A 14,213-nucleotide genomic window follows, 5' to 3' on the forward strand; every position below is an offset into this window, starting at 1 on the left:
TCCGACCACAGCGCACAGTCGAGACCGCGCATGGCGGAATCTGAAGGGAGACAACGTGAATAAGCAAACCCTGGGCGCGACCAGTCTCGCCGTCGCCACGGCCGCCGCTGCCGGAAGCCTGGCCAACACAACCCGGACGCCGGCCTGGTATGCGCAACTGCGCAAACCGGGCTACGTGCCGCCGGCCAACGTGTTTCCGATCGCCTGGACCTCGCTGTACACCGACATCGCGATCACATCGGCGATGGCCATCGACCGGCTGCGCGACGCAGGACGCCACGCCGAGGCGCGCAACTACGTGATCGCGCTGGCCGCGAACCTGATTCTCAACGCCGGATGGAGTTGGCTGTTTTTCGGCTACCGCAGGCTCGGCGCGTCGGCGCTCGGAGCCGCAGTTCTGGCCGTCAGCAGCGCCGACCTGACCCGGCGGACCGCCGCGGCCGACTCGCGAGCTGCGGTCGCGCTGTCGCCATATCCGCTCTGGTGTGCCTTTGCCACCCTGATGTCGAGTCACATCTGGCGACTCAACCGACGGATCACCGGGCCTTAGCGCGAAGCCTTTTTGCGTTCGATGTCGGCCAGCGCCGCAGCCAGCTCGGCGCGTTGGGCGGCCGACGTCTCCCACGCCAGCTGCCGGTTCTTGACCACCTTGGCAGGCGCGCCGACCGCGATCGAGTAGTCCGGCACATTGCCCTTGACCACCGCGTGCGATCCCAGCACGCAGCCCCGGCCAATCGTGGTTCCCCGCAACACCGTCACCTTGGCCGCGATCCAGGTGTCCGGGCCGATGCGGACCGGGCTCTTGAGGATGCCCTGGTCCTTGATCGGCAATGTGATGTCGTCCATCCGATGGTCGAAGTCGCAGATGTAGCACCAGTCGGCCATCAGCACCGAATCGCCGATCTCGATGTCGAGGTAGGTGTTGACCACGTTGTCCCGGCCCAGCACCACCTTGTCGCCGAATCGCAGGGAGCCCTCGTGCGCGCGGATGGTGTTCTTGTCACCGATGTGCACCCAGCGGCCGATCTCCAACTGCGCCAGTTCCGGGGTGCAGTGAATCTCGACGCCCTTCCCCAGGAACACCATGCCGCGGGTAATGATGTGCGGGTTGGCCAACTTGAACTTCAGCAGCCGCCAATACCGAATCAGATACCACGGGGTGTATGCCCGGTTGGACAGCACCCATTTCAGCGAGGCCAGCGTGAGGAACTTGGCCTGGCGGGGGTCGCGCAGCATTGATCCGCGCCACCGGCGATGGAGCGGCGCCCCCCACATGGTCGTCATGGCCGGAAAGCCTAGCCCGACGACGATGCGGGACGCACGGCGTCCCGAGGTGGGGGCACCCCCAGCCGCGCAGCGGCGAGGGGGAAAGTCGGGCAATCAGGCAGGGTCGAGACGGCACCGGTTACCCTCGGCACCGTGCTCGCGCGCTTTCCCTTCCTGCCGACTGTGCGGGTTATGGACATAAAACGCGCGGTTTTTCGTCATAACCCACACGCTCGACGCGTCATGGGGGTCACGTCGACGCTCGTTCTCGCGGCCACCCTGGCCGGCTGCGGTAATACCGACGCGTGGGTCGACATCGTGCCGGCGCAGGGATGGCCCGCGCAGTATGGCGACGCGTCCAACAGCAGTTACACGCCCACGCCTGGCGCAACCACGCTGGCACTGCGCTGGACCCGGTCGGTGAAGGGCTCGCTGGCGGCGGCGGCGGCTCTGAGCTCGCGCAACTGGCTGGCGCTCAACGCGCAGACCCCCGGCGGCTGCTCGCTGATGGAATGGGAAAACGACGACCAGGGCCGGCAGCGCTGGTGCACCCGGCTGTTCCAGGGCGGCGGTTTGTCCGGCCCGTTGTTCGACGGTTTCGACAACCTGTACGTCGGTCAGCCCGGGGCGATTCTCTCGTTTCCGGTGACGCAGTGGATCCGGTGGCGCAGACCGGTGATCGGAATGCCTTCCACGCCAAGGATTCTCGCCGGCGGTCAATTGCTCGTTGTCACGCACCTGGGGCAGGTGCAGGTTTTCGACGCCCACCGGGGCACCGTGATGGGCAATTCCCTGGACCTGGTCGACGGCGTCGACCCGACCGATTTCACCCGCGGCTTATCCGATTGCGGACCGGCCCGGGCCGGCTGCCCTATCGCGGCGGCGCCCGCCTTCGCGGCGGCCAACGGGATGGTGGTGCTGGGCCTGTGGCAGCCGGGCGCGCCCGCGGCGGCGCTGGTCGGGCTGAAGTACCACCCCGGTCAAAACCCGCTGCTCACCCGGGAATGGACCAGCGATGCCGTCACCGCCGGGGTGCTGGCCAGCCCGGTGCTGTCGAGCGACGGTTCGACGGTCTACGTCAATGGCCGCGACCAACGACTGTGGGCGCTGCGCGCCGCCGACGGCAAGCCGAAGTGGTCGGTGGCGCTGAAGTTTCTGGCCCAGACGCCGCCGTCGGTGACGCCGGGCGGACTGATCGTGTCCGGTGGCGGCCCTGACACTCGTCTGGTCGCGTTCAAAGACGCCGGCGACCACGCCCAGCAGGTCTGGCGTCGCGACGATGTCAGCCCGTTGTCGTCGGCCAGCTTGGCCGGATCCGGTGTCGGCTACACGGTGGCCGGCGGCGAGCGCGGGATGTCGCTGCTTGTCTTCGACCCGGGCAGCGGGCGCACGCTCAACAGCTACGCGCTGCCGGAGGCTACCGGCTACCCCGTCGGCGTCTCGATCGGCCATGATCGCCGGGTGGTCGCCGCGACCAGTGACGGTCAGGTGTACAGCTTCGCCCCGGCGTAACGACGTAGTTCTTACACCGTCAGCGGCGGGATGGCGCTGCGCGGAACCCGGACTTGACTCGCCCCGGCGAAGGGCGGCAGTAACTCGCCCGGCGCGAAGTAGAAGATCAGGTCGTCGTCGGTGATGGCGAAGTTCTGGTAGTGCGAGGAATCCAGCCCGGAGCCGGGCAGGATCGCAGCGCCCAGCCCGCTTTGACGTCCCAGCTCGCGCTGCACGACCGGATAGATGGCGTCAAGCGGTTTGCTCTTGGGGTCGAAGAGCGTGTCGAAGGTGACGGTCTTCGGCGGTTCGAGGTCGTAGTTGAAGCTCTTGTAAGAGGTCGACGGGCGCGGACCACCGACGTCCTCGAAGACTTTGAGCACCACGCTGCGGGTGCCGCCCGGGGGATGCCCGGAATGGTACTGCTCGGAGGTCACTTCCATCTGGTACGGCTGATCACGCGATCCGGACGTCTCCGCGACGTTGACGAATCCGTCCCGGTTCTGGCTGATGTATTGGTCGAGCGCCTGCTGGTCGGGATAGTCGACGGGAAATGTCATGTCCAGCTTGTAGGTGGAGTTCGCGGCGTGAACGTGGCACATCTGGCTGCTGTCGACGCTGCCACCCATGCTGGCGCAATCCGAGTCGGCGGCCGCGAGCGGCATGCCGGACCAGCCCAGCAGGGCTCCGGCCGCGGTCAGCGCGGCCGCGATCAGGTTGCGCATTGTGACTTGTCCTCGCAGGCGGGGAAACGGCTGAAATGCCGTCCCGTCAGCCTACCCGGCCGCTAACGGGACGCGCGGCAAACGTACACGGTCGCAGCGGAGCCGATGCGGGTGATAACCGCGGACAGCGATTGGCCGCCGCGCAGCCGCAGCCGTCGCCGCAGCGCGTCGGGATCGGCTGCGATGCCCCCGACGCCGCGCACCAGGATCTCCAACGAACCGCAGTCGAGGCTTGCCAGCGCCTGACGCAGCCGGCGCTCGTCGAACGGAAGTTGCGCAAGAACCTCGAACCCGCGCACCGCCGCAGGCAGCCGATCGCCGGACAGGTATGCGATGTCGGGATCGAGCTGCCACAACCCGTGCCGCGCGGCGAAGTGGCGGACCAGGCCGGCCCGCACCACGGCGCCGTCGGGGTCGACGATCCATCGGCCGGCGGGCCGCACCGCGCAGTCGTTCGGCTCGGCGTCGGTGAGCTGTTCACCGCTGTCCAGAATGCTGGCCCGGCGGCGGACGCCGGGCTCAGCAAGCCCGGCCGTCCACAGGCATGCTTCGCGGACCGAGCCGCGCCACGAGGTCACCTCGATCTCACCGTCGAAGCCGAGGCGCCGCACGGCGTCGAAATCGATTCCGGGAGCGCACTTTACGACCAGATTGCGGCCACGGTAGACGTCCAGCAGCCGATCCAGGGCGGGCTGGTAATCGCGTGGGTTGAACCGCCGCCGCCCGCTGGTGCGCCGCCCGGGGTCGGCGATGACGGTCGCGTCACGGGTCACCGGGTGCAACGCGTCGGCGCGACACAGGTCGACGTCCGGGGTGTTGTGCCGCGCCATCGCCAGCCGGACGGGGTCGACATCACTGCCCAGCGCTCGCTCGGCACAACCGGCCAGCGCCGCGAGTTCCGCGCCGATCGAGCAGGTCACATCGTGAACAACGAGTCCGGTCAACCGGCGTGCCCGATGCAAGGCCACGGGTGCGGCGGTGGCCTGCTGCAGCGCCTCGTCGGTGAACAGCCAGTCGCCGGTGCCGGGCAGTTTGGTGGCCGCGCGCCGACGCAGCAGCACGGTTTCCACCAGCACCGGTGTGCGCTCGCCGAATCGTTCCCGCACCCTCGCGACGTCAGCCACCCGGTCCGTGAGCTCCAACGAGGCGACGGTGTCCAGCGCCGCGGCGCCCGCTTGCGATGTCAGGTAGGCGACGTCGTCGAGCCCGAACTTCAGGACGGCTTGACCCCGGTGACCATGACGTTGTAGAACCAGCCCTTCGGCACCACCCGCCGCCAGAGGTTTTCGTCGACCCAGCTCAGCGTCTTCCAGCTGGTGAACGCGAACTTGGCCCAGCCCCAGCCGAGCCGGCCCGGAGGGACCGCGTACTCGAAGGTGCGCAGCGGCCAACCCAGCATGGCGGCGGTGAATTCGACGGTCGCGGTCTCGACGTTGGCGGCGCCGGCGTCCGCGGCCATCCGTTCCAACTCGCCGGGAGCGAATGTGTGCAGGTCAACGACGGCTTCCAGCGCGGCGGCCCGCGAGGATTCGTCGAGCTCGGCCTGCGGGCGGCGCCAGGCGCCCAGACCGGGCAGTTTGGTGACGTTGGTGGTGATCCGCCAGGTCAGCGTCGACAGCGTCCGCGCGTAGCTGTCGCCCACGGTGGTCGGCTCGCCGGCGAACACGAACCGGCCGCCGGGTCGCAGCACTCGCAGCACCTCGCGCAGTGACTGCTCGACGTCGGGAATGTGGTGCAGCACCGCATGGCCGACAACGAGGTCGAACGTGTCATCGTCGTAGGGGATGCGCTCGGCATCGGCGACCCGACCGTCGATGTCCAACCCCAGCGACTGCCCGTTGCGGGTGGCGACCTTGACCATGCCGGGCGACAAATCGGTGACCGAACCGCGCCGCGCAACGCCGGACTGGATCAGGTTGAGCAGGAAAAACCCTGTGCCGCAGCCTAATTCGAGGGCGCGATCGTAGGGCAAGCGGTGGATCTCGTCGTCGGGGACCACACCGTCGAAGCAGTCCCGCGCGTAGTCGACGCAGCGCTGGTCATAGGAGATCGACCACTTCTCGTCGTAGTTCTCGGCCTCCCAGTCGTGGTAGAGCACCTGGGCGAGCTTGCTGTCGTGCCGGGCCGCTTCCACCTGTTCGGCGGTGGCGTGGGGTTGGGGCGCCGGGTCAACCTTGGTCACGAAGGGCCACTTTAGCCGCACTCGCGAACACCTCGGCATAGCGGCGGCGTTCGGCGGCAAGGCGCTCCGCGGGGGTCAGCTCGAAGACGTCGTCGATGCCGGCCTTGGCCGCGGCCAGCGCCTGCGTCGGCGCGCCGACGAAGCGGCCGGCCCACGCAACCGCCGCGTCGTAGACGTCGTCGGGGGCCACCATCTCGTCGATGAGCCCCACCTCCAGCGCCTCCTCGGCATCGAAGAAACGACCGCTGTACACCAGTTCCTTGGCCCTGCTCGTCCCGACTGTGCGGGTCAGCCGCGCCATCCCGCCGCCGTCGGGAATCAAACCGGCCAGGATCTCCGTCGCGCCGAACCTCGCGTTATCGCCGCTGATCCGCCAGTCGGCGGCCAGCGCGAGCGTCAACCCTGCTCCCAGCGCGTATCCGGTGATCGCGGCAACCGTTGGCTTGGGGATGGCCGCGACGGCGCGCACGGCGTCGCGCCGCACCTCCGCCGCGGTTTCGGCCTCCTGCCGGGTCAGTGTCCGAAGCTGGGGCACGTCATTGCCGGCGGAGAAGATCTCATGCCCGCCGAACAGGATCACCGCGGAGATGTCATCGCGCCGTCCCAGCTCGGCTGCGGCCTGCGCGAGCTCCCGATAGACCTGCCGAGTCATCGCGTTGGTGGGCGGCCGGGAGAGCACCAGCGTCGCCACACCGGGATGGTCTGCGCCGCAGTGGATGCTGACGAACTCGCTCAAAGCGGCCATCCCATCGTTCCGCCCGCTTTCCGTGCTTGGTGGTAACGGTCGGAGTCGAAAAACTCGAAAACCCAGTTGTCGCCGTTGATCTCCAGGTGCGGTTGCACGGGCACGATCTGACGCTCGACGGCCAGCACATCGGCGACGGTGTGGCCGGCCAACGAGTCCAGCTGGGTCCAGGTCGGCGGCAGCAGGAAGGTGCGGCCGGCCGCGAAGTCATCGATGGCGGCCTGCGGAGTGGTCCACCCGGCGCGATCGGATTCGGTGTTCTCCCCGTCGGCGCGCTGACCCCGCGGGAGCGCGCCGACGAAGAAGTAGGTGTCATAGCGGCGGGTGCGTTCGGCTTCCGGCGTCACCCAGTTCGCCCAGGGCCGCAGCAGATCCGCCCGCAGCACCAGGTTCTCCCGGCGCAGGAAGTCGGCGAACGACAGCGTCCGCTCGGCCAGCGCCAACCTGGATTCGCGGTACACCGAGGCGTCACCGACGATGCCGCCAGGGTCGTCGGCGGGCCCGGCGAACAGCACGCCGCATTCCTCGAAGGTTTCCCGGGCGGCCGCGCACACCAGCGCCTCGGCGAGGTCGGTGGCGATGCCGAAGCGCTGCGCCCACCACGACGGCGGCGGCCCGGCCCAGTCGATCGGCGCGTTGCGGTCGCGATCGTCGACGCCGCCGCCGGGAAACACCATCACACCGGCGGCGAATTCCATTGCGGAGTGCCGGCGCATCATGAAGACCGCGATGCCGTTGCCGCTTTCGCGGATCAGCATCACGGTCGCGGCGGGCCGCGGGGTCAACGGCGCACCCGAGTCTGGTGGTGTCAAGAAAGCCTCCGGTGGGCCGCGCGGGTGCGGGTACGCCGGGCGAAGTAACGCCCGTCGATCACGTCCACCGTGATCGCCTGGCCGAACGCCGCAGACAGATTCTCACTGGTCAGCACGTCAGACAACAAACCCGATGCGACGACGCGCCCTTCCGACAACAGCATGCAATGACTGAAGCCGATCGGGATCTCCTCGACGTGATGGGTGACCAGGACCAGCGCCGGGGCGTCCGGATCTGCGGCGAGGTCGGTCAGCCGCAGCAGCAGTTCCTCGCGGCCGCCCAGGTCCAGGCCGGCGGCCGGTTCGTCGAGCAGCAGCAGCTCGGGGTCGGTCATCAACGCCCGCGCGATCAGCACCCGCTTGCGCTCCCCCTCCGACAGGGTCTCGTAGGTGCGATCGGCAAGGTGTTCGGCGCCCAGGCTCTCCAGCATGTCGATCGCCCGGTGGTAGTCGACGTCCTCGTAGCGCTCCCGCCACCGGCCCAGCACCGCGTAGCCGGCCGACACAACCAGGTCGCGCACCAACTCGTTGCCGGGCACCCGTTGCGACAGGGCCGTCGAACTGAAACCCACCCGGGAGCGCAGCTCGGACATGTCCACTCGGCCCAGGCGTTCGCCCAGCACGTAGGCGACCCCGGAGGACGGGTGCTCGGCCGCTGCGGCGATGCGTAACAACGACGTCTTGCCGGCACCGTTGGACCCGATGATCACCCAGCGTTCGTCGAGCTCGACCGACCAACTCACCGGCCCGACCAGCAGGTGGCCATTGCGCTGCAGCGAAACATCTTTGAAGTCGATCAGCAGATCGGGGTCGGTGGCGTCGCTAGCCTGGGCGGGCACCCGACCATCGTGCCGTACCGCGGCGAGCAGACGGCTGTCGGGTCGCCCCGCTATTCGGGTGGGATCTCGACGCGCCGGACCATGCCGTCGACCGCGTCGGCGGCCTCGATCTCGCCACGCGTGACGCCGAGCAGAAACAGCACGGTGTCCAGGTATGGGTAGGTCAGCGACGCGTCGGCGACCTCTCGCAACGCCGGTTTGGCGTTGAACGCCACGCCCAGGCCCGCCGCGGTCAGCATGTCGATGTCGTTGGCCCCGTCACCGACCGCGACGGTCTGTTCCAGCGGCACCCCGGCCTGATGGGCGAAGTCCCGCAACGCCTTGGCTTTGCCCGCTCGGTCGATGATCGGGCCGACGAGCCGGCCGGTGATTGTGCCGTCGACGATCTCCAGCTCATTGGCGGCGACGAAGTCGAGCATCAACTCGTGCGCCAGCGGCTCGATGACCTGCCGGAAGCCCCCGGAGACCACGCCCACGTGATAGCCCAGCCGCCGCAAGGTGCGCAGCGTAGTGCGCGCGCCCGGGGTCAGCTCCAACTGCTCGCCGACCTCGCCGAGCACGCCGGCGGGCAGACCGGCGAGGGCGGCGACCCGCTGGCGCAGCGAGGCCGCGAAGTCCAGTTCGCCGCGCATCGCGGCGTCGGTGATGGCCGCGACCGCGTCCTGGGCTCCCGCGCGGGCAGCCAGCATCTCGATGACCTCGCCCTGGATCAGCGTGGAATCGACGTCGAACACGATCAGCCGTTTGGCGCGCCGCGACAGCGTGTAGTCCTCCATCGCCACGTCCACGCCCGCGTCGACTGCCACCCGCGTCAGCGCGGCCTGCAATTGGCCATCGATCCCCGGTGGCACCGAGACCCGCAGCTCCAGGCCGGTGACCGGATAGTCCGAGACACCGCGGATCAGGTCGATGTTGACCCCCAGCGCGGCCACTTCTCGAGCCACCGCGCCGAAGGCGTCGGCGGTGATCGGCCGGCCGAGCACCACGATGGTGTGCGTCGACGGTTCCCGGATGATCGGCAGGTCGTCGCTGCGTTCGATGCTGACGTCCAGCCCGACACCATGGATGGCTGCCTCGACGGCCTGGCGCAGGGCCTTACCTTGCGCCTCGTCCATGGCGGCGCGCACCAGCACACCCAAGGTCAGCCGACCCCGGATCACGACCTGCTCGACGTTGAGTAACTCCACCCGCTGACCCGAGAGCACCTCGAAGAGCGCCGACGTCACGCCCGGCTTATCGACACCGGTGACGGTGATCAACGCCGACACCTTGCGGGGCGTACTCACCCCAGATTGCCGCCGCGACAGGCCATTAGGTGCGAACGCTCACGTCGTCGACTCTGGTGACATCGCCGCCCTCGGGGCCGCCGTGAGCTCGGCCGACATGTGCCTCGGCGCGCAGTCGTTCCACCATGTGCGGGTAGTGCAATTCGAAGGCCGGCCGTTCGGAGCGGATGCGGGGCAGCTCGGTGAAATTGTGCCGCGGCGGTGGGCAACTGGTGGCCCACTCCAGTGAGTTGCCGTATCCCCACGGGTCGTCGACGGTGACCACTTCGCCGTAGCGCCAGCTCTTGAAGACGTTCCAGACGAACGGAATCATCGATGCGCCAAGGATGAACGCCCCGATTGTGGAGACGATGTTGTACATCTGGAATCCGTCGGTGGGCAGGTAGTCGGCGTAGCGGCGCGGCATGCCGGCGTCGCCCAGCCAGTGCTGGATCAAAAACGTGGTGTGAAAACCGATGAACGTCAACCAGAAATGCAGCTTGCCCAACCGCTCGTCGAGCAGCCGCCCGGTCATCTTCGGGAACCAGAAGTACACACCGGCGAAAGTGGAGAACACGATGGTCCCGAACAACACGTAGTGGAAGTGCGCGACCACGAAATAGGTGTCGGTGACGTGGAAGTCCAGCGGCGGGCTGGCCAGCAGCACGCCGGTCAGACCGCCAAGCAGGAAGGTGACCGCAAAGCCGATCGCGAACAGCATCGGCGTCTCAAATGTCAACTGCCCCTTCCACATTGTGCCGACCCAGTTGAAGAATTTGATCCCGGTCGGCACGGCGATCAGATAGGTCATGAACGAGAAGAAGGGCAGCAGCACCGCGCCGGTGGCGAACATGTGGTGCGCCCACACCGCGACGGACAGCACGGCGATCGACATCGTTGCGTACACGAGCGTGGTGTAGCCGAAGATCGGCTTGCGCGAGAATACGGGGAAGATCTCGGTGACGATGCCGAAGAAGGGCAGCGCCACGATGTACACCTCGGGGTGGCCGAAGAACCAGAACAGGTGCTGCCACAACAGGACTCCGCCGTTGGCCGCGTCGTAGATGTGGGCGCCCAGATGGCGGTCAGCGGCCAGCCCGAACAGTGCCGCGGTCAGAATCGGGAACGCCAGCAGCACCAGGATGGATGTCACCAGGATGTTCCAGGTGAAGATCGGCATCCGGAACATCGTCATGCCCGGGGCGCGCATGCAGACCACCGTGGTGATCATGTTGACCGCGCCCAGGATGGTGCCCAGACCGGCAACGATCAGCCCCATGATCCACAGGTCAGGGCCCGCGCCGGGTGAGTGGATGGCATCGGTCAGCGGGGTGTAGGCGGTCCACCCGAAGTCCGCGGCGCCGCCCGGCGTGATGAAACCGGCGATCGCAATCAACGAGCCGAACAAGAACAGCCAGAACGAGAAGGCATTCAGCCGCGGGAACGCCACGTCGGGCGCCCCGATCTGCAGCGGCAGCACCAGGTTGGCGAAGCCGAAGACGATCGGGGTGGCATAGAACAGCAGCATGATCGTGCCGTGCATGGTGAACAGCTGGTTGAACTGCTCATTCGATAAGAACTGCAGGCCCGGCGCGGCCAGCTCGGTGCGCATCAGCAGCGCCATCAGCCCGCCGATGAAGAAGAAGGCGAAGCACGCGACGCAGTACATGATGCCGATCATCTTGTGATCGGTGGTGGTGATCAGCCGGTAGACGAGGTTGCCCTTGGGGCCGGTCCGGGGTGGGTACGGACGACCGGCCTCGAGTTCTCCTAGCGGGGGCGCTTCGGCGGTCAAGAGCTCCTCCAAACGTCGGGCAATCTTCAGTGAATCCTAGCCTTCGACGGGGCCCGCCGAGGCACTGGTCCTACAAACTGTCGTATTGGCCTCGTGAGACCCCGCTGGCCGGATGTTACCGTCGGAGCCGTGCTGCTCAGGGGTATGCGAGCCAGGCTCGCCGCAGCCGCAGCCGCCTCCGCGATTTTTGCCACGATCTGCCCTGCTTGCACGTCCGGGGGCAGGCCGTCGCCGTCCGCTTCGGTGATCACCAGCACCACCCAAATCGCCGGCGCAGGAGTCCTGGGCAACCAACGCCGACCGGACGAGTCCTGCGCGCCACAACCGGATCAACCGGATCCCGGGCCGCCGACGCGCACCGCACACAACGCCGGGGGTGTGCACCCCGACGCGGTCCAAGTGCCCGCCGACCCGCAGCGCATCGTGGCGCTCTCCGGGGATGCGCTCGACGCCCTGTGCGCCCTGGGCCTGCAATCGCGCATTGTCGCGGCCGCGCTGCCGGACGGTTCCCCGAGTCAGCCGTCCTATCTGGGCACCGTCGTGCACCGGCTGCAAGGGGTCGGTCCCCGCAGCGCTCCCGATCTGGCGGGGATCGAAGCGGCCAAGCCGGACCTGATCCTCGGATCACAGGCGTTGACGCCGCAGTTGTATCCGGCGCTGACGAAGATCGCCCCGACCGTATTCACCGCGGCGCCCGGTCCGGACTGGGAGAACAACCTACGTGGGGTGGGCGCGGCTACCGGCCGCGCCGACGCGGCGGGCGCGCTGATCAACGACTTCGCCGCGCAGGCCCACGAAGCCGGGGCCGCCCACGACGCCGCGCACTACCAGGCGTCGATCGTGCAGTTCACCGAGCACACCATCCGGGTATACGGCGCGGACAACTTTCCGGCCAGCGTGCTGCGCATGGTCGGCGTCGACCGTCCCGCGTCGCAGCGTTTCACCGACAAGCCCTACATCGAGATGGGCGCCAGCGACACCGATCTCGCGGGCACACCCGATTTCTCCGCCGCCGACGGCGACCTGGTGTACGTGTCCTTCGCGTCGCCGGCCGCCAAGGATCATGCCCCCGCCGTGTTCGACAGCGCGTCGTGGCGCAAGCTGGCGGCCAACCGCGACAACCGGGTGTTCGTGGTCAACAACGAGGTGTGGCAGACCGGTGAGGGGCTGGTTGCGGCCCGGGGCGTCGTCGACGACCTGCACTGGGTCAACGCCCCGATCAATTGATGTGACGTTGCCCTCACGGCACAGAAATACATAGCCTATCTATGATATTCTCGGTTGCGTTCCCTAAAATCCGCGATTGAGCCAACCACTCAAGAGGTCTGCCAATGAGCACTGTTTCTGCGTATGCCGCCACGTCGCCGACCGAGCCGCTGACCAAGACCACAATCACCCGCCGCGACCCGGGCCCGCACGATGTGGCGATCGAGATCAAGTTCGCCGGCATCTGCCACTCGGACATCCACACCGTCAGGGCCGAGTGGGGCAAGCCCAACTATCCGGTCGTTCCCGGTCACGAAATCGCCGGTGTGGTAACAGCTGTGGGCTCCGAGGTCACCAAGCACAAGGTGGGTGACCGCGTCGGCGTGGGCTGTTTCGTGGACTCCTGCCGCGAGTGCAGTAGCTGTCTCGCCGGTTTGGAGCAGTACTGCAAGCGCGGCATGACGACGACCTATAACGGCGTCGGCAGGGATGGGCAGCCGACCTACGGCGGTTACAGCGGCGCGATCGTCGTCGACGAAAACTACGTTCTGCGCATTCCCGACGCGCTGCCGCTCGACGCTGCGGCGCCGCTGCTGTGCGCGGGTATCACGCTCTACTCCCCGCTGCGGCACTGGAATGCCGGGCCGGGCAAGCGAATTGCGGTGATCGGCCTGGGCGGACTCGGGCACATGGGCGTCAAGCTGGGTGTGGCGATGGGCGCCGAGGTGACCGTGTTGTCACAGTCGCTGAAGAAGATGGAGGACGGCTTGCGCCTAGGCGCCAGCCACTACTACGCGACCTCGGACCCGGCCACGTTCAAGAAGTTGCGCAACAGCTTCGACCTGATCCTCAACACGGTGTCTGCCAACCTGGATTTGGGTGAATACCTGAAGCTGCTCGACGTCGACGGCACACTGGTCGAGCTCGGCATCCCCGAGCATCCGATGCCGGTGCCGGCGTTCGCGTTGGCGCTGATGCGGCGCAGCCTGTCCGGCTCCAACATCGGCGGCATCGCCGAGACGCAGGCGATGCTGAACTTCTGCGCCGAGCACAACGTGACGCCCGAAATCGAAGTCATCGAGCCGGATTACGTCAACGAGGCCTATGAGCGGGTGCTGGCCAGTGACGTGCGCTATCGCTTCGTGATCGACACGGCCACGCTTTAAGGCTCGTCGGAGTCCTCGCCCTCGCTGCCGTCGACTCCCATCAGCGGCCAGCCGGCGGCGGCCAGCGTGCTCGCCACGCGCCTGACGTTTTCCGGGCCGGCGTCGTAATGGGTCATGTCCGAGATGAACTCGGCGATCTCGTCGTCGTCGATCTCGCCATTGGTGACTGAGGGTGATCCGGCCGCGATCATGTTGTGCACGACTTCGCGAACCTGATCCTCGGTCAGCGGAGTGCTGCGCAGCAGCGCCAACAGCGGCACCCGGTCCGGGCCGGGAACGCCGTCGGGGTAGCCGGCCTGCAGCCAGCGCAGCACCGAGGTCAGAAACGAAGTGGCGGCCACACGTTCAGTGTGGTGCGAGTGGGTCTAAGGGCGCCACTGTGAGGGCGCAAGATTCACAGAATTCATGCGCCGTTCACAGGCGCTAGAAGTCCCAGTCCTCGTCTTCGGTACGGCTTCGCCAGCCCATGCAGAGTCGGACTGCCCACCGTGTTATTACCGAGCTTCATCCGGTGACTTCGTTCCGGACCCGAAAAGGGACCGGCGGACAGGCCGCCCACCGCGATCTGCCGAGATGGCGACTATTCGTAATAGCGAACACCCACACTCTGTTGGCACGTGCCACGGCCACGGCGGTGTCGCACAAGTGTTGGTGCCGTAGATATGGACGACGCTGAGCCCGCGAAGCCCGCAGACGACGATGCCACCGCCACGGCGGCCGC

Annotated in this window: 14 protein-coding genes; 4 read left to right on the plus strand and 10 right to left on the minus strand. The window is 67.5% G+C overall.

Translation table 11 applies throughout. The features are described 5' to 3' along the window. Window positions 1-55: 55 nt before the first annotated feature. The gene (locus AWC06_RS00310) at window positions 56-550 is read left to right on the plus strand and encodes a TspO/MBR family protein (RefSeq protein ID WP_085193252.1); all 495 of its coding nucleotides are present in this window, start codon (window positions 56-58) and stop codon (window positions 548-550) included. On the opposite strand, the gene AWC06_RS00315 is transcribed toward AWC06_RS00310, so the two are convergent. Continuing rightward, window positions 547-1,284, minus strand: coding sequence for an acyltransferase (locus AWC06_RS00315; RefSeq protein WP_085193254.1), 738 nt, complete (start codon window positions 1,282-1,284; stop codon window positions 547-549). The two genes, AWC06_RS00310 and AWC06_RS00315, sit on opposite strands and share 4 nt — an antisense overlap. A gap of 225 nt (window positions 1,285-1,509) precedes the next feature. Between AWC06_RS00315 and AWC06_RS00320 the strand changes: the two genes are divergently transcribed. Further along, window positions 1,510-2,778, plus strand: a complete 1,269-nt coding sequence (locus AWC06_RS00320) for an outer membrane protein assembly factor BamB family protein (protein WP_139819829.1) — start codon at window positions 1,510-1,512, stop codon at window positions 2,776-2,778. A gap of 11 nt (window positions 2,779-2,789) precedes the next feature. On the opposite strand, the gene AWC06_RS00325 is transcribed toward AWC06_RS00320, so the two are convergent. The 8 genes from AWC06_RS00325 to ctaD form a co-directional block, all read right to left on the minus strand. Then, entirely contained in the window at window positions 2,790-3,482 is a 693-nt protein-coding gene (locus AWC06_RS00325; protein ID WP_085193258.1) for an esterase, read from the minus strand. Between the two features lie 62 nt (window positions 3,483-3,544). Continuing rightward, window positions 3,545-4,738 (minus strand): THUMP-like domain-containing protein, encoded by a 1,194-nt coding sequence (locus AWC06_RS00330; protein ID WP_227371024.1) that lies wholly within the window; start codon window positions 4,736-4,738, stop codon window positions 3,545-3,547. Then, window positions 4,696-5,664, minus strand: coding sequence for a class I SAM-dependent methyltransferase (locus AWC06_RS00335; protein WP_227371022.1), 969 nt, complete (start codon window positions 5,662-5,664; stop codon window positions 4,696-4,698). Before AWC06_RS00335 ends, AWC06_RS00330 begins: the two co-directional genes overlap by 43 nt. Continuing rightward, window positions 5,651-6,409 (minus strand): enoyl-CoA hydratase, encoded by a 759-nt coding sequence (locus AWC06_RS00340; RefSeq protein ID WP_085193262.1) that lies wholly within the window; start codon window positions 6,407-6,409, stop codon window positions 5,651-5,653. Before AWC06_RS00340 ends, AWC06_RS00335 begins: the two co-directional genes overlap by 14 nt. Beyond that, on the minus strand, window positions 6,397-7,167 hold the full coding sequence (locus AWC06_RS00345) for an NUDIX hydrolase (protein WP_139819836.1): 771 nt from the start codon (window positions 7,165-7,167) through the stop codon (window positions 6,397-6,399). Before AWC06_RS00345 ends, AWC06_RS00340 begins: the two co-directional genes overlap by 13 nt. Before the next feature lie 50 nt (window positions 7,168-7,217). Then, window positions 7,218-8,090, minus strand: coding sequence for an ABC transporter ATP-binding protein (locus AWC06_RS00350; protein WP_264479998.1), 873 nt, complete (start codon window positions 8,088-8,090; stop codon window positions 7,218-7,220). A 20-nt stretch (window positions 8,091-8,110) separates the two neighbouring features. Next, window positions 8,111-9,346 (minus strand): phosphoserine phosphatase SerB, encoded by a 1,236-nt coding sequence (gene serB, locus AWC06_RS00355; protein ID WP_085193267.1) that lies wholly within the window; start codon window positions 9,344-9,346, stop codon window positions 8,111-8,113. 25 nt (window positions 9,347-9,371) lie between these two features. Further along, the gene (ctaD, locus tag AWC06_RS00360) at window positions 9,372-11,120 is read right to left on the minus strand and encodes an aa3-type cytochrome oxidase subunit I (protein WP_085193408.1); all 1,749 of its coding nucleotides are present in this window, start codon (window positions 11,118-11,120) and stop codon (window positions 9,372-9,374) included. A gap of 144 nt (window positions 11,121-11,264) precedes the next feature. Here ctaD and AWC06_RS00365 point away from each other — a divergent pair, with 144 nt between their 5' ends. Both AWC06_RS00365 and AWC06_RS00370 read left to right on the plus strand, forming a co-directional pair. After that, a complete protein-coding gene (locus AWC06_RS00365; protein ID WP_085193269.1) occupies window positions 11,265-12,347 on the plus strand; it encodes an iron-siderophore ABC transporter substrate-binding protein in 1,083 nt (360 codons plus the stop codon). A gap of 104 nt (window positions 12,348-12,451) precedes the next feature. Continuing rightward, entirely contained in the window at window positions 12,452-13,492 is a 1,041-nt protein-coding gene (locus AWC06_RS00370) for an NAD(P)-dependent alcohol dehydrogenase (RefSeq protein ID WP_085193271.1), read from the plus strand. On the opposite strand, the gene AWC06_RS00375 is transcribed toward AWC06_RS00370, so the two are convergent. Next, on the minus strand, window positions 13,489-13,806 hold the full coding sequence (locus tag AWC06_RS00375) for a DUF3349 domain-containing protein (protein WP_085193410.1): 318 nt from the start codon (window positions 13,804-13,806) through the stop codon (window positions 13,489-13,491). The genes AWC06_RS00370 and AWC06_RS00375 overlap by 4 nt on opposite strands. Between the last annotated feature and the right edge of the window lie 407 nt (window positions 13,807-14,213).

The sequence above is a fragment of the Mycobacterium fragae genome (assembly GCF_002102185.1).
GTDB classification, from domain to species: Bacteria; Actinomycetota; Actinomycetes; order Mycobacteriales; family Mycobacteriaceae; genus Mycobacterium; species Mycobacterium fragae.